The following is an 18,170-nucleotide window of genomic DNA, read 5'->3' as shown; positions in this document are numbered from 1 at the left end:
GTACGGAAATCCCTTAGGCCGTTTCGGTCTCGCCAGGAACTTCCGTGAAGTGGGGAGGTGGGAAGGTAGGTGCCTGGTGACTGTTGAGGACGACGCTGGACTGCGGTTGCTGGTTGACGCTGAGTTGGAAGATGTCGAACCGGTTGTAGTGGCCGATGATGTCGTGCATCTGTTTGGGTTGGATCGATGCATTGATGTCGATGTCGGCGTACACGATTCCCTCCTCGTCGATGAGGGGCGTGGTTATCAGGCGCCCGTCCGGACCGAAGATGCCACTGAAGGCACTGTGCGGACGCTCGAGTAGCGCGCGGGCGGCCTCGTTGTGTGCCACGGTATCGACGATCTGATCTGTGATCGCGGCACAGGCGACGATGGTGAAAACCTTACCTTCGAAGCTGTGTGCAGCAGCGCGGGTCTTGATGGCTTCGACCATGTCGTACTCGGCCGGTGCGACTGGAAGGGCGATGTAGTTGGCGACATGGACCTGCTCTCCTTGTGCCAGGAGACTGAACCGGGCCAAGGTGTTGGTGTTCTCCCCGCAGGCCAGTCCACCGAGTCGCCCGATACCGGTGTCGTAGACGCGCAGTGAGCTGCCGTCTCCGCCGGCCCAGGTCAGCTTCTCGGCCCAGGTCGGCACCAGCTTGCGGTGGACGCCCAGTAGTTCACCGGTATTGCTGATGAACAGGACCGAGTTGTACAGCGTGCCCAAGGAGTACGGATCTCGTTCGTTTACTCCGATGACGACGTGGGCATCGGCTGCGCGAGCAGCGGCGCACAAGGCCGCCACTTCGGGCCCGGGGATGTCGATGGCTGCGTGAAATAGCTTTTCGAACCAGGGGCCCCCTTCAACGGGCGTCATGGTCCAGTTCCAGTAGGGGTACGCCGAGACGAACACCTCGGGAAAAGCGATCAGCTCAGCACCGTGTGCGCTCGCCTCTGCGATCAGACGGCATGCCTTGTCCACCGTGGCGGATGTGTCGAGGAACTCCGGAGCCGCCTGCACTGCGGCGGCTCGAAACTTCGGGTATGCGGTCATCTCCGGTGTCCTTCGTTGCTGAACGTGTAGACCATCATGCCTAGGATTTGATCAAATTATACGTCTACTCGCAAGAGGTGCCTCGATCGAGAGTTGGGCGTTCAGAGGTTCGAGCAGGTAATTCACCACCTATTCGAAGAGTGCCTCTTGCCTAGTCATGTTTCCGTCATGAAAAAATTCGTTGTCAGGTCTCGCATTTGATCAAATTACGGTCTACCGTTCCCTCACAACGCGTTTGTTCCCCCGCAGTGATGTAGGAAGGAGTTGCTGATATGAGGGAAGACATCCTCGGCCGGTCCCGCGTGGAGGACACCGACGAGCTGGTGCAGTTCTACCGCCGGCTCGAGACGATGGGCGCCGGAGCGTTGTGGACGGTGGCCAACGACATCGAGCCGTGGTATCCGCAACCGAAATCGGTGCCGATGCTGTGGCGCTATGAGCAGCTGCGACCGTCGGTGCTCGAATCGGCCTCGTTGGTCTCCGGTGACGATGCCGGCCGCCGGGTGGTGATGCTGGTCAACGACGGTCGCAAGGAGCTCAGTGCGGCCGTGGGTCTGCTCTACACCGGACTGCAGATCATGAACCCGGGCGAGTCGATGACCGCACACCGACACGCAGCCTCTGCCCTGCGGTTCGTCATCGAAGGTGAAGGAGCGTGGACGATCGTCGACGGCGACCGGCTCGAGGCCGGAGCGCGGGATTTCCTGATCACCCCCAGCGGCACCTGGCACGAACACGGCAACGATTCGGCCAGCTCACCGGTGATCTGGCAGGACGGACTCGACATCCCCCTGGTCAACACACTCGACGCGAACTTCTACGCCGTGCATCCGGAGCTGCATCAGCAACCCGGAAAAGTCGTCAACACCTCGCTGCGCGAGTACGGGTCCGGGATCCTCACCCCCGCCGACCGCGGATGGAGCAAGCGTTACTCCCCGCTGCTGGCCTACCCGTGGGAGCGCACCTACGAGGCGTTGCTCGCCCGCGCGGAGGTCTCCGACGGATCACCGTACGACGGCATCATCATGGAGTACGTCAACCCGCTCACCGGCGGTTCGGTCATGCCGACGATGGGCGCGCACATGCAGCTGCTGCGTCCCGGTCAGGCCACGCTCGCGCATCGGCACACCGGGTCGGTGATCTATCACGTGGCCAAGGGCTGCGGTCATTCCATCATCGGCGGGCAGCGGTTCGACTGGCAGGAAAACGACATCTTCTGCGTGCCCTCGTGGGCCTGGCACGAACACGCCAACGACGACGACCGCAACGATGCGTGCCTGTTCTCGTTCAACGACTTCCCCGTCATGCACGCACTCGACCTCTACCAAGAAGCCGCCTACACCGACAACCACGGACACCAGAACCCGTGACCGCCATCTCGGTCACCTCGAGGGGCTCCCAACTGCGAAGGTGATCGCACCATCGAGCCCCACCCCACAAGCCCCCTCCCACCTCCCCTCCAATTCCCGAACATATTCCGCACGGGACGTGAGACGTTCGAAGGACCTGATCGATGACAACTGACACCGGCAATACCGGATCCAACCCCTCACCACCGGCGACTCCGATCAAACGGGTCGCAACGGCCAGCTTGATCGGTAGTGCCCTCGAGTGGTACGACTTCTTCTTGTACGGCACCGCTGCCGCACTGGTTTTCGGCCCGTTGTTCTTCACCGGCGATGATTCGTTGACCGGTACGCTGGCGGCTTTCGGCACCTTCGCCATCGGCTTCGCCGCCCGCCCCATCGGTGGGGTCGTCTTCGGTCATTTCGGTGACCGACTCGGCCGGAAGTCGATGCTGGTGATCACCTTGATGATGATGGGCGTATGTACCGCACTGATCGGTCTGCTTCCCACCTATCAGCAAATCGGCTTCTGGGCCCCGGTCCTGCTGGTTGTGCTTCGCATCATCCAGGGCATCGCAGTCGGCGGTGAATGGGGCGGTGCTGTGCTGCTGATCAGTGAGAATGCTCAACCCCATCGCCGAGGCTTCTTCTCCGCCTTCAGTCAGGTCGGCGTCACCATCGGTTTCATCTTGTCATCGTCGGTCTTCGCCCTGGTCACTCTCCTTCCGGACGACCAGTTTCTGACATGGGGTTGGCGCATCCCCTTCCTGCTGGGCCTGGTTCTCATGCTCGCCGGTTTGATCATCCGCATGAAGATCGCCGAAACCCCTGTCTTCCAAGAACTGCAGACCGAAGGCAAGGTCGAGCGTTACCCCGCACTCGAGGCGATTCGCACGCAACGGCGCTCCATCCTGCTCACGGTCGGTGCGCGGATGGCTGAGAACGGCGGCTCCTACATCTTTCTGGTCTTCTCCCTGGCGTACGGCAGTCATCTGGGTATCAGCAGCGATGTCATCCTGCCGGCCATCATTGCGGCCAACGTCGTGCAGACCTTCACCATGGTCGGCTTCGGCAGACTGTCCGACCGTGTGGGTCGCCGACCGGTCTATCTCTTCGGTGCGATCGGCGTCGTCGTGTGGGCAGTGCCGTTCTTCCTGCTGATGAACACGGGAACACCGGCAATGATCTGGATCGCCATCATCGTCGCCGTGGGTCTGTGCCATAGCGCCATGATCGGCACCCAACCGAGTTTCTTCAGCGAGTTGTTCACCGGCAAGGTCCGCTACAGCGGTCTGTCGATCGGTCATGAAGTCGCGGCGATCTTCGCCGGCGGCATTGCCCCACTCATCGCTACGGCCCTGCTCGCCTGGGCCGGGCACTTCTGGCCGATCGCCATCTACCTGGCGATTCTCGGTCTGATCAGCACCATCGCGGTCTACTGCGCTCCCGAGACCGCAAGCCGGTTCCAGACTTCGACGCCGGGCTCGGGTCGCGATCACAACTCAGCGAACACAGGACGCATCGGAGAGTCGGTATGAGCGCCGCCAACACTGCTGTCCTCATCGGCGCTGCAGAAGAGCCCTACACTCGGCATCCCGCCGGCGCTACGACTACACAATCGATGCTTGCTGCCGCCATCCGCAGTGCTGTCGCCGACGCGGGTTTGACGATTGCGGATATCGATGGCCTGGCGGTATCGAGCTTCACCCTCAAACCCGACCATGCTGTCGATCTGGCCGTGAAGTGTGGTTTGAGTCTGCGCTGGATCATGGAAGACACCAACGGCGGCGCCAGCGGGGTCAACATGCTCCAACACGCGGTACGCGCAGTCGAAGCCGGCGACGCCAACACAATTGTCATCGCCGCTGGTGACCGTATGACTCATGACGACTTCCGGATCCTGGTCTCCGAATACAACGGCATTACTCGAGACCACGTCACACCTGCCGGTATGTCGGGTCCCAACGCAATGTTCGCTCTGCTGACCCAGCGCCACATGAAAAAGTACGAACTGGCGGAAACCGACTACGGCGCCATCGCTGTGGCCCAGCGGCAATGGGCATCGCTGAATCCCCGTGCGGTCTACCGCACGCCCATGACACTCGACGATTACCTCGCCGCCCCGATGGTGGCCGCACCGCTGCGGCGTTTCGACTGCGTTCCCCCCGTCAGCGGTGCTGATGCTGTCGTCGTCACCCGAGCGGACCTGGCTGCCGACCGACATACTGTCCGAGTTCGCGCCATCGGCGGGAGTATCAACTGGGACAACCACACCGGTGACGGATTACAGACAGGATTGACAGATATCGCACCCGGTCTGTGGGAGCGCAGCGGCGTGGACCCGACCGATATCGACCTCGTCAACGTCTACGACGACTACCCCGTGATGGTGCTCATCCAACTCGCCGACCTCGGGCTCGTGCCTGATGACGACTTCGGCAAAGCGGTGCATCGCATGCTCCACCACCGATGGCCCGTCAACACCTCGGGCGGGCAATTGTCCGCAGGCCAGGCAGGGTCGGCAGGGGGACTGCACGGGCTCGTTGAAGCGACTACGCAGTTGCTCGGGCACGCCGGGAAGCGGCAAGTCGAAGCACGCCTGGCGGCAGTGACCGGATACGGCATGGTCACCTACCGCTATGGTGCGTGCGCCAACATGACGATTCTGGAGGCGATGTGACTACCGGAATCCAGATGCAGCGCTGCACCCGATGCGCCACCGTCGCCTTTCCGTTCCGGCTCCTGTGCCCTCACTGCCATGGTCACGAATTCGAGAACGTCATGGCACGGCAGGGCACCGTCGAAGAATGGACCGCCCAACACACCGAACCACCTACTCGCTTCGCCTCCGTCCGCTGCGACCTCGGCCCCATCGTCGTCGCGGCCGTCCACGGTCCGCCCATCACACCGGGAACGACGATCGAGCTGACCTCGATACCTCCGACAGCGCCGGACAACCCGATCGGGTACGTACCGACACCCCACGCCCAGGAGAAACGATGACAGTGGAACTAGCTGCACGCGAACGTGCGTCCGCGCCCTTGCGTGGACTGCCCATCACCGAATGCACGTTGCCGGCGTTGTTGAACCGACAGGCCGACGCCTTCGGGAGCAAGACATTGCTCGAGATCGACGGCTCGTCCTACACCTACATCCAGGTTCGTGATCGCGCTGCCATGACGGCCGCGGTGTTCGAACAGGCTGGAATCCGGTCCGGAGACCGAGTCGCGACACTGACGGGCAATCGACTCGAACTGCTGGAAACCATCCTGGGAGCTACCTGGATGGGGGCGGTGGCGGTGCCCTTGAACGCAGAACTGCGAGGAGAGCAACTTCTCCATGCGCTGGCCAACTCCGGCGCCCGCATTCTGGTCATCGAACCCGCTCTGCTCGAACGGCTCCAGGAGATCACCCTCCCCTCCACATTGGAGCGGGTGTGGTCCTTGGGCAGCCCTTCCGCCGAGCCGGTTTCTGCGCTACGTGTCGAGCGATTCCCCGCACTCTCGGGTGCGAGACCGGCCGCGCCTGTTGCTCCGGGAGACACCGCAGCACTGCTCTATACCTCGGGCACCACCGGTGTGTCCAAGGGAGTGTGTTGCCCTCATGCCCAGTTCTACTGGTGGGGCGTCAATGTCAGTGAGCAGCTCGGTATCACCGAGAAGGATGTCCTTTACACCTGTCTGCCGTTGTTCCACACCAATGCCCTCAATACGTTCGTCCAGGCTCTGGTCTCGGGTGCCACTTTCGTTGTCGGCAGGAGATTTTCCGCCAGTCGATTCTGGCAAGAGGTCACCGAATCGGGTGCTACGGTCACCTATCTGCTCGGTGCGATGATCAACATCTTGTGGTCCCGTGAGCCAGGTCCCTTCGACCGTGCCCACCGGGTGCGTATCGCGTTGTCACCGGCCACACCGGCCACCTTGTTCGAACCTTTCCGGCAGCGTTTCGGGTTCGATCTCAGCGATGGGTTCGGATCCACGGAAACGAACGCGGCGATCAACTCGTCGCCAGAAGCGCCTCGGGCCGGTTATCTGGGGCGCGTGCAACCCGACTTCGAAGCGATTGTCGTCGACGAATACGACGTGGAAGTTCCGGACGGTACTCCGGGCGAACTGCTGTTGCGATCCCGTGTGCCATTCGGCTTCGCCACCGGCTACTTCACCATGCCGGACAAGACCGTCGAAGCCTGGCGGAACTTGTGGTTCCATACCGGTGATCGGGTGGTCCGGGAGCCGGACGGATGGTTCAGATTCGTCGATCGTCTCAAGGACGTGATCCGGCGTCGCGGCGAGAACATCTCCTCGTTCGAGGTCGAGCAGGTTCTCTGTCTGCATCCCGGCGTGGAAACCGCCGCGGCGTTTCCGGTGGCATCGGACATGGCCGAGGACGAGGTCATGGTCTCAGTCGTGCCCAAGGAGGGCTACGAACTGCGCCCAGCAGACATCGTGGCCTATTGCAGCGACAGGCTGGCCAAGTTCGCTGTGCCCCGCTTCGTCGACATCGTTGCCGAACTGCCCAGGACCGCCAACGGCAAGATACGCAAAGCGGAACTCCGCGAGCGCGGCAGGACCGACACCACATGGGATCGCGAACACATTCACGATCGGTAACACCACTTTCCATGACGGCAGGGCTGCCGAAGACTCCGGCAGCCCTGCCGATATTGCGGCCTATCTACGTGGCCACCGATCCGGTGGTGACAGAAAAGACAGTGCACAATGAAGACCCCAGCATCGATCGGCGCGCATCCGTGGCGTCAGTGGCCTCATCGACGTCGTACGCTCCAAGAAATCATTTGTCACGCTGCTGAACACCAGGCGGATGAACCGGTACTGACCGTCGCTGATCGCTCCTATACCGGACGTGACCTCGCCGATGTCGCTGCCCGCTGTGCTCAGTTCTTGCAGAGTCACGGTGTCACACCCGGGGACCGGGTGGTCGTCGCCACCGCCAATCGCCGAGAAATGATCGAACTGTTCCTCGGGTGTGCGTGGAGCGCAGCAGTATTCACTCCTCTCAATCCTGCACTGCGGGGGGAGATGCTGCGCCACCAACTTCGCGCAGCACGCCCTACTGTGGTGGTGTTCGATCGTGTCACCGAGGCCAATCTCGCCGAGGCGAGCGATGTATTCGATCACCCGGATCCGGTGTTGGTCCGGATCTCGACAGAGCCGCTGGACGGATATGCCGACGATGAAGTGGATCGACACCACGCTTCGGTAGCGAATGCAGTCGAGTTCCAGCTCGGGGAGACCGGCGCCGAAGCAGTTACGGTAGCGCCGGAGACGACGGCGGCCATCTTGTTCACCTCGGGTACCACGGGACCATCAAAGGGTGTCATCATGCCCCATGGGCAGTTCTTTTGGTGGTCGGTGATCTGCACCGAGCAGTTGCAGTTGACGTCGGCCGACACCTTGTACACCTGCTTGCCGCTATTTCACACCAATGCGCTGACCACGCTGTTGCAGGCGCTGGGCGCCCAGGCACGCGCGGTCATCGGTCCGAAGTTCTCGGTGTCGGCGTTCTGGGACCGCCTGCGTCAGTCCGAGGCCACGGTCACCTTCCTTCTCGGGGCGATGAGCAGCATGCTGTGGAACCGCAAACCCGAGGTGTTCGACAAGGAGAACTCCGCACTGCGTGTGATCCTCGGACCGGGCATCGAACCTGCCATCAAACGCGACTTCGAAGACCACTTCGGAGTCGAAGTGGCCGAGGGCTTCGGCATGACCGAAATCGGAGTGGCGTTCTATACCCCGTTGGGCCAGCACACCGAAGGGTTGCTGGGATTTCCCCATCCGGACTACGAGGTCGCTGTCGTCGATGCCGCGGATTGCCCGCTGCCGGACGGGCACGTCGGTGAGCTCGTCATTCGCCCCCGGCAACCTGCTCTGATCTCGGCGGGGTATTTCAACGCCCCCGAGGCCACGACTTCCTCACGTCGCAATCTGTGGTTTCACACCGGTGATCTGGTGAGGAAACAGTCGGATGGTATGTACCGATACGTCGACCGGCTGAAAGACTCGATACGTCGCCGCGGCGAGAACATCTCCAGCTACGAAGTCGAAGCTGCCTTCCTCGAGCATCCGGAGGTGGCTGCAGCAGCAGCGATCGCAGTACCGAGTGATCTCGGTGAGGACGAAGTGATGGTCTGCTTGCAGATGACCGACGGTAGTACCACCGAGATCGAAAAATTGATGGCATTCGCGGAACCTCATCTGCCGGCCTTTGCGCTGCCCCGCTATGTGCGTATAGTCGCCGCCTTACCGCTGACTGCCAACGGCAAGGTGTCCAAGGCAGTTCTTCGGAACGAGGGTGTCACCGACGACACGTGGGAAAAGCTGTAGCCGTACCACGGGTTCAGCTCCGAGACGAGTTGCGTTCAGTCACTCTGAAGCAGGCGAGGTTCTCGTCCTGGACAGATGCAGTGCCCCGCCAAGGATGAGCTTGGCGGGGCACTGCATCTGTCTAGGGTCCGGTGTCGTTGTCCTCGTCTATCGGCCGGAGTGTGCGGCGCACGGGTTCCGTTACGTCCTTTGCTGCTCGACGGAAGCGAAGGAACGAAGAGATTCAGTGCCCGCCGCTGACCTTCAGGACATGTCCTGTGATCGCGCCTGCATTCTCGGACGCGAGGAACGCCACCGCCGCGGCGACCTCGGCCGCTGTCACCAACCGGCGAAGCGGAGTGTGTTCGACGAGCTCGGCGACGACATGCGGGGCAATCGTGGCGCCTTTCTCGGCGGTCAGGCCGGGAGCTACGAGATTGACCGTGACTCCTGCCGGCCCCAGCTCCCACGCCAGCGCGCGTGAGGCCGCAGTCATCCCGCCCTTGGCGGCGATGTACGAGACATCGGACTGCATCGAACCGTCGACCAGATCGGTGGAGACGGTGATTATTCGTCCCCAGTGGTGGTGGGCCATTGCCTGTGCGCAATGCCGAGTGATCGCTAAGGTGCCCTCGAGATTCGTGCGCACAAGCGACGCCCAGTCCATTGTGGTCTGGTAGAAAGGCTCCGCCTGCTCGACATTGTCTGGCCAGGCCACCGCATTGTTCACCAGCACACCCAGAGGGCCGAGTTGGGCGTGCATCCTTGCGATCGTCGGAATCACCGAGTCCGGATCGTCCAGCACCGCTGGGACGGCCCTTGCGGCTCCGCCCTCGGTGTTGATCTCATCTACGACTTCCTGTGCCCGTGTGCTGTCACCTCGATAGCCGACTCCGACGGCGAACCCGGATCGGGCCAGAGCAAGGCAGATATGTCGTCCGATGGCGCCGGCGCCGCCGGTGACCAAAGCGCTACGGTGTTGTTCCGGTGCGGAGGCCGTCACGAAATCGGCTTCCCCTCGCTGGTGGACCATTTCGCCATCAACTCGTTCGACGGCAAAGTCTTGTCGACCAGCTTGCGTGCTTGTTCGATTCCTGCCACAGGAAGTCCGGTCGGTTCCAGCAAGCCGATCTGCACCAACACACCGGCCTGATCCCAGTAGATATGTTCGTTGCAAAGCTTGTCGCCTTCGATGGTGACGATGGCCACGAGGGGGATCTCCACATACTTGCCGGTGGGCGGGATACCGGGAAGAAGCCAATCCATCTCTCGATCATGTGTGAAGCACAGCAGCTGTTCTTCGACAATCCGGTTGGCACCGACGGTACGAGACAGGGTGATGGACTTCAGGTCGGAGGGATTGGTAGGGACGAAGTGGTAGGCATAGAACCGGGACAGATCCTTCTGTCCCACTCCGCCAGTAAGTGTCGGGATGTGGTTGACGTACGGTTCGTCGATCATCGTCGCCATGGTCGCGGGCACATCGCGGGTGACGAATTCGTGGTAGACGTGATTGTCCCAGATCGCGTTGAGATCGTATCGGGGGCCGATCGTGTTGCGTAGCACTGCCAGTGTTCGAGCGTAAGCGAGGTCGGCTGCAACCGGATCGAATACGTCTCGTCCGGTCGTGCCGAACGCGTGGTCTACACCGTCGTAGTCGTAGATCTGCACAAGATCGTTGTCGGTAAACGCTGCACGGATAGCGGTTCGCGCCGGCTCGGGGCAGAATGCGTCCAGCTCGGCCAGGTGGAATGCGGTCGGCACCTGCAGGTTCTTTGCCTCGTCGAGGTGCTCATGTACGCCGACACCGTAATAACTTACCGCGCAGTCGATGTCGAGACGTACCGCCGATAGATAGGACAGCAACCCGCCCATGCAGTATCCAACGATGCCAACCCCCCCGGCCTGATTGTCGAACGCACGCAGGGTGCGAACGGTATCGGCGATGTCGTCGATCGCGGTGTCGTTGTCGAGCGCATCTCGAAGTTGCAGTCCGCGGGCAACGCCGTCGTCGTCGTAACCCAGTTCCACGCGCTGTTCGGATCGCCAGAACAGGTCCGGCACGAGCACAACGTAGCCTTCTCGGGCGTACAGCTCGGCGGTTTCGCGCATGTAGTCGTTGACTCCGAAGATCTCCTGTAACAAGACCAGGCCGGGTCCGGATCCCTGCTCAGGTTCGGCGAGGTAGGCGGCGAATGTTTCGCCAGAGGCCTTAACGATATCGATGTACTTACCCATGGAAGTTCCAGATCCTTCTTCGAGGCCGTTGTCTGCGGTGCTCGGGGCACTACATCCACGGTGGTGATGTACTTACTGCTGCACCGTCGTCGCCGGTTCGAGGGTGTCTTCTACGGTTTGGTGTCCGTGGTTGTCGGTGTAGGCGGCTTCTTGGTAGAGGTCGAGTGCGTGCATGACGGGGAAGTCGTTGAACGAGAACAGGCACGCATCGTTGCGGTCGTCGTCGTTGGCGTGTTCGTGCCAGGCCCACGAGGGCACGCAGAAGATGTCGTTTTCCTGCCAGTCGAACCGCTGCCCGCCGATGATGGAATGACCGCAGCCCTTGGCCACGTGATAGATCACCGACCCGGTGTGCCGATGCGCGAGCGTGGCCTGACCGGGACGCAGCAGCTGCATGTGCGCGCCCATCGTCGGCATGACCGAACCGCCGGTGAGCGGGTTGACGTACTCCATGATGATGCCGTCGTACGGTGATCCGTCGGAGACCTCCGCGCGGGCGAGCAACGCCTCGTAGGTGCGCTCCCACGGGTAGGCCAGCAGCGGGGAGTAACGCTTGCTCCATCCGCGGTCGGCGGGGGTGAGGATCCCGGACCCGTACTCGCGCAGCGAGGTGTTGACGACTTTTCCGGGTTGCTGATGCAGCTCCGGATGCACGGCGTAGAAGTTCGCGTCGAGTGTGTTGACCAGGGGGATGTCGAGTCCGTCCTGCCAGATCACCGGTGAGCTGGCCGAATCGTTGCCGTGTTCGTGCCAGGTGCCGCTGGGGGTGATCAGGAAATCCCGCGCTCCGGCCTCGAGCCGGTCGCCGTCGACGATCGTCCACGCTCCTTCACCTTCGATGACGAACCGCAGGGCAGAGGCTGCGTGTCGGTGTGCGGTCATCGACTCGCCCGGGTTCATGATCTGCAGTCCGGTGTAGAGCAGACCCACGGCCGCACTGAGCTCCTTGCGACCGTCGTTGACCAGCATCACCACCCGGCGGCCGGCATCGTCACCGGAGACCAACGAGGCCGATTCGAGCACCGACGGTCGCAGCTGCTCATAGCGCCACAGCATCGGCACCGATTTCGGTTGCGGATACCACGGCTCGATGTCGTTGGCCACCGTCCACAACGCTCCGGCGCCCATCGTCTCGAGCCGGCGGTAGAACTGCACCAGCTCGTCGGTGTCCTCCACGCGGGACCGGCCGAGGATGTCTTCCCTCATATCAGCAACTCCTTCCACAACGAGAGTTCAGCTCGATGATGACAGCGAGGATGTGCCGAGACTACCAAGATTTGATCAAATTTCCACCCCTTCTGTGACGGGATGGCGGTGTTCATCCCTTCCTGCAAAGAACCATTTCTGGAAACTGACACTTCAGCTGCTAGGTTCGCGGAATGAGACCCGGGCGAGAACCCGCTACCGACATTATTTGATCAAATCTATGATTCGCGATTGATCTGGCGAACAACCCAGGTAGGCCTTCCGAACTTGCACGAACAACCGAGTTGAAGGCCGCAGCCGATCCCCAGAAACACTCCTGGACGGGAGAGTCGACAATGGAGGTTCTCGCTGAAGTCGTCAGTAGTGCAAGTGCAGCTCGGGACCTGCGCGGTTCCAAGCTCATACCGGGAAGGGATGCTCGCGAGCTTGTCGAAGTCCACAGACAGCGCGTCCCCATCTCGCTGCGCCTCTACCTCCGAACTGGGGAAACGCCGAGGGGGATTCACCGACACGAATACGGAAACCGATACTGATTCGTAGAACCTACACCCGCTGTCGAGATGCAGCGAAGACTGACAGGACACGCCGCTGCAGATTGACAGAGCGCGGGCGAGGCGAGAGTGCCCGTCCGGCTTGCTTCCGAAAACCGCAGTGAGAGGCCGCGCAAGAATGTCAGCGGGTAAGCAGCATGGAGATGTCACCAACCGGCGACATATACGTTCGACATCTCCCCAGCTCAACCACCGACCCCTGCCCCGGACGCTGCTGACATTCCGTGCGGCCTGCTGCTGACATTGAGTGACGTTTCGCCAGGTCGACCTGCTGGAAATTTCGTGCGGCCTCTCATTCCGCGGACCTAAAAATCAGACTAACCGGACACTGGAGCCAGGCTGAAGGTAGTCACTCATGGTTTGTGCGTAGTCGAGTCTGCTAATTGCCAATTACGCACCATCAGCCTCGAAACCCAAGGTGAGCGCGTTTTCTGGACCGGGACGGTGCCGGAGACCGGCCGATCGCGTCCATAACTTTGCAGAACCAGGGGCAGGTCTGACAAATATTGTTCGTAGCGACAACGGCATTCAGCATCGGTAGACGACCCCGAGTCTGCTGTGTCGCTCGCCCGATCCGCGCCTCCATTCGAGACGGCAAGAACGACGTTCCGAACGGGGCGCTTTAACTGACCGTTTCAGAAACGACGGTCCTGCCGCCGGATACTCCGGCGAGCGTTGAAGAGGTCGAGAGGCGCGCCGGCACGGGAAGCGTCGGTTACCGTGGGCACAACTGCACGTCGTGATCACATGTGGGAGTGTACGCATGGAGTTCTACTCCCTGGTCTTGCCGCGTTCGGGTCTGTCGATCCAATGGCGGGAGGACGACATGATGCGCATCGCTCCCGCGTCCACGATCGAGAACGAACACTGGTCACCGGTGTCCGTCCTGTACACCACCGATCCGGAGAGTTTCCCGCACGAGATCGAACAGCAGGTCTGGCCCGGAGACAGCCCCGATCCGACATGGTGGCTGGTGATCGGCGCGCTGAACACACCGACAGCGGCAGCAGCTCAGCTCGCCGACGGCACCGCCGTCCCGGTGCACCGCCTCGGTCCACTGGTGCTGTGCGAATGGACGAGCACCCCACAGCCGCTGACGTTGACGCTCGGATCCGTCACCCACACATTGGCGCCGTTTCGAGCACCGTCACGGGGACCCGGCTCCCTATCCGTACCCGCGTTCCGATACTCCCGGCGGCGAAGGAGGCTGGGTCGATTTCCCGCGAATCGAGTGAAATACATGGTCACTTCCCGCCCACGTGGTCGACCGCTCGCCGGAGCAGCCCCACCACTGAACGGACTGCTGCTCTGGAGGTATGAGCAGCCGTGACGCAATGGGGGGTCATTGCGGCTGCGGCAACCCCAGTTCCTCGGCCAGCAGCGGCCAGGACCGGTGGAAGGCGTCCTGCCAGTATCCCCACGAATGCGTCCCGGCCGGTTGCAGATCGAACGTCGCGGGAATGTCGAGCTCGTTGAGGCGGGTCTGCAAGTTGGTGGTGCACCAGTGCACGGCCGCTTCGATCACCCCGCCGACGACGACCTGATTGGCCAACGCCAGCCCTTGCTGGTCGAGGGCTGCGTCCTGCTCCCCGATGGTGAACTCGTTGCCGAGGGTGTCGTGCGGACCGGGCAGACCCGTCGCATCCGAGATGAACAGACGCGTGCCGCGCAACCCTTCGGCGTTGACCACCGGATCATTGGCCACCCACGCCGGATCATCGTCCTCGCCGTACATATTGCGCACATCGCCGCCGCCCCAGGTCTCGACGACCAGCTTGACGAACTCGCGGCCGATCGGATCGGAAGTCTGGGCGCATCCGCTGTACCCGGCCACCGCCGAATAGAAGCCGGGTTTGGCGATCGCATACTGCAACACCGCCGTGGCGGTCATCGAGTTCGCCGCGATGGCCTGCACGCCGTTGGTGTCCAATGCGGCGTCGATCAGTGGGGGCAGCTCGTCGAGGAAGAACGTCTGCCACTTGTTCCTCCCGAGCTGCGGGTCTTCGCGTTTCCAGTCGGTGTAGTAGGAGAACGCCCCGCCGAGGGGCATGACCACGTTGACATTCTGACCGGTCAGGAACTCCCCGACATCGGTGTTGGCCCACCACGTCGCCGAATCGGTGCCGCCCCCGGCACCGTTGACCAGATACAGCACCGGACGCGGCTCGGACGCATCGTGGGGGCGTTGCACCCGCACCGGGATGGTCGTGTCCATCGCCGCCGAGTACACCTGCACCGTCAGGTACTGGCCGTCGATCTCACTCGAGACGATGCGCGAGCCGTTCGGGGCGACCGGATCAGCGAGCAAGCCCTGCGAGGCCACGATCGGATCGACGTCGCGGTCCTGCGCCGACGCCACCCCACCGCCCAGAGACGCGATCATCATCGCCGCCACCGCCGCGGCAACCACCCTCGCCCGGACCCGCCCCATCGATGCTCCCCCTCGCACGTCGACTCCTCTGCTCTCGTCCCCCTGCCGGAACCCGGCCTGCCCCGACTCTTCGCGGCCCGGACGCGTCGACGCTACCCAACACCGGAGGGCAGAACGACACCGACACCGACCGTGAGGCACGGCCGTCACGAGTCCGTGTCGGGTCACAGCCCGCGAATCCGAACTACAAGCTGATAGAACCGGTAGGCGTCACCTCACAGCGACGGTCGGCGCCGCGAAGCCGACCGTTCCACAACATGCTCATCATTCGTCTGCTTGCGATAGGAGACAGCGATGACCTTCCCCGACGTCGATATACCGCTGTTCCGGCTCGACTACAGCAATGAGCAGGCATGGAACGACGTCCTGCACACAGCTCTCGGCGAGGAGTCCGAACGCACCGATCCACTGACCATCGTCGACGACCCCGAGTTCGACGGCATGGACATCGACGACCTCCTCGCCCGCCTCAACGAAGACGACCCGGGATGCCGATTCTTCGTCATCGCCGATGCGGCCACCTTCACCGAGACGGACCACCCGTTCACCCTCGTCACCGCCACCAGTCCTCCGCACAGATTGCCGATTGCAGCGCACACGGTCTCGGACGTGGTCGCCAACTTTGTGGATCAGCAACCTCGACGTCGAGGACCACCTCACCGCGGCCGGCCCGGACGGAATCTACCGAGCAACCCCACCGCAGCGCACCGGACCGCAGGACGCACGATCGAGGTCGAGGAGATCGTCGACGCGATGGGAGACGGTCCATGGCCGGGAACGCTCGAAGAGTTCCGCCTGGGCCTGCTCGAGTACCGCGCCCGGGCGGGATTTCGCGCGGTCACGACCCTCGTCAATACCCAACGCGTCCGCAAGAACAGGTCCCTGCGCCCCTCTCGGGGTACCCTGAAGTACTGGGATGTGTACGGGCGCGAAAGCTACACGGAGTACCTCGCCGCGCTCAGTGAAGAACGGCAGGTTCTCTCCTTCGAGTTCTCTTTGACGAGCGGTGATCCGGACAATCATTGGCGGGCGATCCTCGATCCGTCCACCCTGCGGGTACTCGCAGCGGAGCGGTGGATCAAGCGCTTAGCCTAGTCGTCTTTGAGGTCTCGGGGTGCTGGTCGATTCATCGCGCCGCAGTCACCTCGTCACACCATGTGACGCTTGCGCAGACAGTATCCCTGCCGTAGCCCACCGCTGAACGAACTGCTGCCGGGCGATATCGGCCGCCTCGACGCTGAGCTCGGCTCGATCGGCATCGATATCCTGTCGTCTCACCCCCTGTTCGACGCCGCCCACCCGCGACAAGGACCCTGCCATGACCGCACGTCTGCCGAACAGCATCGCCGCCGCCCTTGTCACACTCGTGGCGCTCTGTGGGTGCAGCACCGATCCGGGCGCGCCGGCCACCAGGGGCATGTCCCCACGTCTGCAGAAACGTTCCCACCGGCGCATTCGTCCCTCGAGTTGCCCGCCTCCAGCATTCCGTCCGCGGAGCAGGTCACCGAGATGTTTGCTGCCGCGTTCGACTACGACCTGGAGCTGGATACGCGAGTGCGCCTGTTCGAAAGCGCCAGCCTCGACACCCCCGATCCCGTCCAGCAGGTCGCGCACACCGGCGAAGCAACATTGCGCGCCACCACTGTCGTATCGGATGGTGCACAGGCTCTGGCGGTCTCGGTGATCGGCACCGGTGCCCCCGGCGGCGTTGCGCAGGCCATCACCGTCGCGCCCGGCAACAGCGCCGTCGTCCCGCTCGTGGCTGAGCACGGCATCTGGAAGATCAGCAGAGCCTGGATATGCACCTTGGTCGGGCCGCACTGTCGGTAGCCCGCATTAGTGATCGCGTCGTCGGTCCTGTTGCTTGTAGGCGACGTGCTCGGTCGAGACCCCTTATGGCCGCTGAAGCCTACGGGTACCGGTAGCTACGGCGATACTCGACGTTGCTGGACGTGGTGAACGTGAGCGTTCGCCTCGCGCATTCGTGCTCGCGTAGCCAGGCCGGCGCGGCGTCCTCGTCCGGGGGATATGAGTGATAGTGATGTGACGTCACCCGCGGTCGGTCCGCGCAACATTTATGTGCTTGGTGCGGAACCACATCCAGCTCCCCACGCCGGCCACCGCGACGACAAGACCAACGATCGCCAATGCCGACGGCCCCCATTCCACGACATGCTCGGACACGGAAGCACCGGCGTGGGGCCCGGTCGCGAACGTCCACTGACAGCGGGATGCGACGATCCCCACCCACTGCTTGCCGGCGCTCGCTGAGGTCGCTACCACTGCCTCGGAGCCGGTCATGTGCGATGTCAGTCGAGTCATGCACACCTCGGTCGGTGCGGTGATGAAGAAGGCAGCGACATACAAGATCAGGCCGACGGCGACACCTGCCAGCGCGAACACCCGAACGATCCCCGGCCGATATCGGTGTCGAGACGTGTCTCGGAAAGTCACAGGGATCCCCTCAGCAGCGACGTTGCGGGTAGGGGTCCACCTACCGCCCCAGAGGCGGAGCGACCAGTTCTCCGAAAGGCACCTTTCCGAGACTAGGGTCATCGTCGCTCGTGCACCCCGAGGTAGACGTTTGTCCGTGTCCAGCCCGTCTCGGAGCGCTCGATCGCGTCCACGACCTTGCAGGACCAGCCGGATGTCTGTGGGAATGTTGAATATTCGTGAGCGAAAGTTCCCGACAGACGATACCGCCACTGCTCAAGGTTGGGGAACAGTGCGGTTATGAATGACTGTCGTGACGAGATTCGGACCTGCGTTGACCACGACGAGTATGGAGAGGACGGCGTCGAGACTCCGTCCAGGGGCCGTATTCCACAACGCCTCGCGACACCGAACGCACCGACAATGCTGAGCAGCCACCCTGCTGTCTGAGCGCGCTTGACCCGACGCGTCGGACGCACCGGATACATGCCCCACAGATAAGGAAACCGAGAGCCGAAATTCAGTCGAGCGGCTGCCACGGCTGCCCACGTATGGAGCAGACAACCGAGGACTGTGGCCAGCACACCTACCAGCACAATCGCCTCC

14 protein-coding genes are annotated in these 18,170 nt (G+C 62.5%); 8 read left to right on the top strand and 6 right to left on the bottom strand.

Going from position 1 to position 18,170, the window contains the following annotated elements:
* Positions 1 to 13 precede the first annotated feature (13 nt).
* Positions 14 to 1,036 carry a carbon-nitrogen hydrolase family protein gene (locus BLV31_RS13460; RefSeq protein ID WP_064062102.1) on the bottom strand — a complete coding sequence of 341 codons (1,023 nt, stop codon included), beginning with the start codon at positions 1,034 to 1,036 and terminating at the stop codon, positions 14 to 16.
* Positions 1,037 to 1,308: 272 nt separating this feature from the next.
* Between BLV31_RS13460 and BLV31_RS13455 the strand changes: the two genes are divergently transcribed.
* The 6 genes from BLV31_RS13455 to BLV31_RS13430 all read left to right on the top strand — a co-directional run bounded on the left by BLV31_RS13455 (position 1,309) and on the right by BLV31_RS13430 (position 8,726).
* On the top strand, positions 1,309 to 2,406 hold the full coding sequence (locus tag BLV31_RS13455; RefSeq protein ID WP_074853056.1) for a cupin domain-containing protein: 1,098 nt from the start codon (positions 1,309 to 1,311) through the stop codon (positions 2,404 to 2,406).
* A gap of 143 nt (positions 2,407 to 2,549) precedes the next feature.
* Entirely contained in the window at positions 2,550 to 3,920 is a 1,371-nt protein-coding gene (locus BLV31_RS13450) for an MFS transporter (RefSeq protein WP_072740605.1), read from the top strand.
* Complete coding sequence (locus BLV31_RS13445) at positions 3,917 to 5,062, top strand: thiolase family protein (RefSeq protein WP_052040231.1); 1,146 nt, start codon at positions 3,917 to 3,919, stop codon at positions 5,060 to 5,062. The genes BLV31_RS13450 and BLV31_RS13445 overlap by 4 nt, the downstream gene beginning before the upstream one ends.
* Entirely contained in the window at positions 5,059 to 5,385 is a 327-nt protein-coding gene (locus tag BLV31_RS13440; protein ID WP_033098826.1) for a Zn-ribbon domain-containing OB-fold protein, read from the top strand. Before BLV31_RS13445 ends, BLV31_RS13440 begins: the two co-directional genes overlap by 4 nt.
* 38 nt (positions 5,386 to 5,423) lie before the next feature.
* Positions 5,424 to 6,992, top strand: coding sequence for an ATP-dependent acyl-CoA ligase (locus BLV31_RS13435; RefSeq protein ID WP_248846317.1), 1,569 nt, complete (start codon positions 5,424 to 5,426; stop codon positions 6,990 to 6,992).
* A gap of 108 nt (positions 6,993 to 7,100) precedes the next feature.
* The gene (locus BLV31_RS13430) at positions 7,101 to 8,726 is read left to right on the top strand and encodes an AMP-binding protein (protein WP_072740606.1); all 1,626 of its coding nucleotides are present in this window, start codon (positions 7,101 to 7,103) and stop codon (positions 8,724 to 8,726) included.
* Between the two features lie 223 nt (positions 8,727 to 8,949).
* Here the strand turns inward: BLV31_RS13430 and BLV31_RS13425 are convergent, their stop codons facing one another.
* From BLV31_RS13425 to BLV31_RS13405, 4 genes are all read right to left on the bottom strand, one after another.
* Positions 8,950 to 9,708: an SDR family NAD(P)-dependent oxidoreductase gene (locus BLV31_RS13425; protein WP_162273083.1), complete on the bottom strand. Its 759-nt coding sequence runs from the start codon at positions 9,706 to 9,708 to the stop codon at positions 8,950 to 8,952.
* The gene (locus BLV31_RS13420; protein WP_064061987.1) at positions 9,705 to 10,943 is read right to left on the bottom strand and encodes a dienelactone hydrolase family protein; all 1,239 of its coding nucleotides are present in this window, start codon (positions 10,941 to 10,943) and stop codon (positions 9,705 to 9,707) included. The genes BLV31_RS13425 and BLV31_RS13420 overlap by 4 nt, the downstream gene beginning before the upstream one ends.
* Positions 10,944 to 11,015: 72 nt before the next feature.
* Positions 11,016 to 12,149: a cupin domain-containing protein gene (locus tag BLV31_RS13415; protein WP_064061988.1), complete on the bottom strand. Its 1,134-nt coding sequence runs from the start codon at positions 12,147 to 12,149 to the stop codon at positions 11,016 to 11,018.
* A 1,893-nt stretch (positions 12,150 to 14,042) separates the two neighbouring features.
* Entirely contained in the window at positions 14,043 to 15,131 is a 1,089-nt protein-coding gene (locus BLV31_RS13405) for an alpha/beta hydrolase (protein ID WP_072740589.1), read from the bottom strand.
* Between the two features lie 294 nt (positions 15,132 to 15,425).
* Here BLV31_RS13405 and BLV31_RS13400 point away from each other — a divergent pair, with 294 nt between their 5' ends.
* Both BLV31_RS13400 and BLV31_RS24685 read left to right on the top strand, forming a co-directional pair.
* Entirely contained in the window at positions 15,426 to 16,226 is an 801-nt protein-coding gene (locus BLV31_RS13400) for a DUF6924 domain-containing protein (protein WP_064062105.1), read from the top strand.
* A gap of 69 nt (positions 16,227 to 16,295) precedes the next feature.
* Positions 16,296 to 16,961, top strand: a complete 666-nt coding sequence (locus BLV31_RS24685) for an MTB12 C-terminal domain-containing protein (RefSeq protein ID WP_139192953.1) — start codon at positions 16,296 to 16,298, stop codon at positions 16,959 to 16,961.
* Between the two features lie 219 nt (positions 16,962 to 17,180).
* Here BLV31_RS24685 and BLV31_RS13385 read toward each other — a convergent pair whose 3' ends face one another.
* A complete protein-coding gene (locus tag BLV31_RS13385) occupies positions 17,181 to 17,534 on the bottom strand; it encodes a hypothetical protein (RefSeq protein WP_072740588.1) in 354 nt (117 codons plus the stop codon).
* Between the last annotated feature and the right edge of the window lie 636 nt (positions 17,535 to 18,170).

The organism is Rhodococcus pyridinivorans (assembly GCF_900105195.1).
GTDB lineage: Bacteria > Actinomycetota > Actinomycetes > Mycobacteriales > Mycobacteriaceae > Rhodococcus > Rhodococcus pyridinivorans.
This window is presented reverse-complemented; position numbering and strand designations above follow the sequence as displayed.

What these genes read in the sequence shown, in the direction of transcription:
- BLV31_RS13460 (WP_064062102.1), bottom strand. Translation starts at nt 1,036, where the DNA reads ATGACCGCATACCCGAAGTTTCGAGCCGCCGCAGTGCAGGCGGCTCCG.
- BLV31_RS13455 (WP_074853056.1), top strand. Translation starts at nt 1,309, where the DNA reads ATGAGGGAAGACATCCTCGGCCGGTCCCGCGTGGAGGACACCGACGAG.
- BLV31_RS13450 (WP_072740605.1), top strand. Translation starts at nt 2,550, where the DNA reads ATGACAACTGACACCGGCAATACCGGATCCAACCCCTCACCACCGGCG.
- BLV31_RS13445 (WP_052040231.1), top strand. Translation starts at nt 3,917, where the DNA reads ATGAGCGCCGCCAACACTGCTGTCCTCATCGGCGCTGCAGAAGAGCCC.
- BLV31_RS13430 (WP_072740606.1), top strand. Translation starts at nt 7,101, where the DNA reads ATGAAGACCCCAGCATCGATCGGCGCGCATCCGTGGCGTCAGTGGCCT.
- BLV31_RS13420 (WP_064061987.1), bottom strand. Translation starts at nt 10,943, where the DNA reads ATGGGTAAGTACATCGATATCGTTAAGGCCTCTGGCGAAACATTCGCC.
- BLV31_RS13415 (WP_064061988.1), bottom strand. Translation starts at nt 12,149, where the DNA reads ATGAGGGAAGACATCCTCGGCCGGTCCCGCGTGGAGGACACCGACGAG.
- BLV31_RS13405 (WP_072740589.1), bottom strand. Translation starts at nt 15,131, where the DNA reads ATGGGGCGGGTCCGGGCGAGGGTGGTTGCCGCGGCGGTGGCGGCGATG.
- BLV31_RS13400 (WP_064062105.1), top strand. Translation starts at nt 15,426, where the DNA reads ATGACCTTCCCCGACGTCGATATACCGCTGTTCCGGCTCGACTACAGC.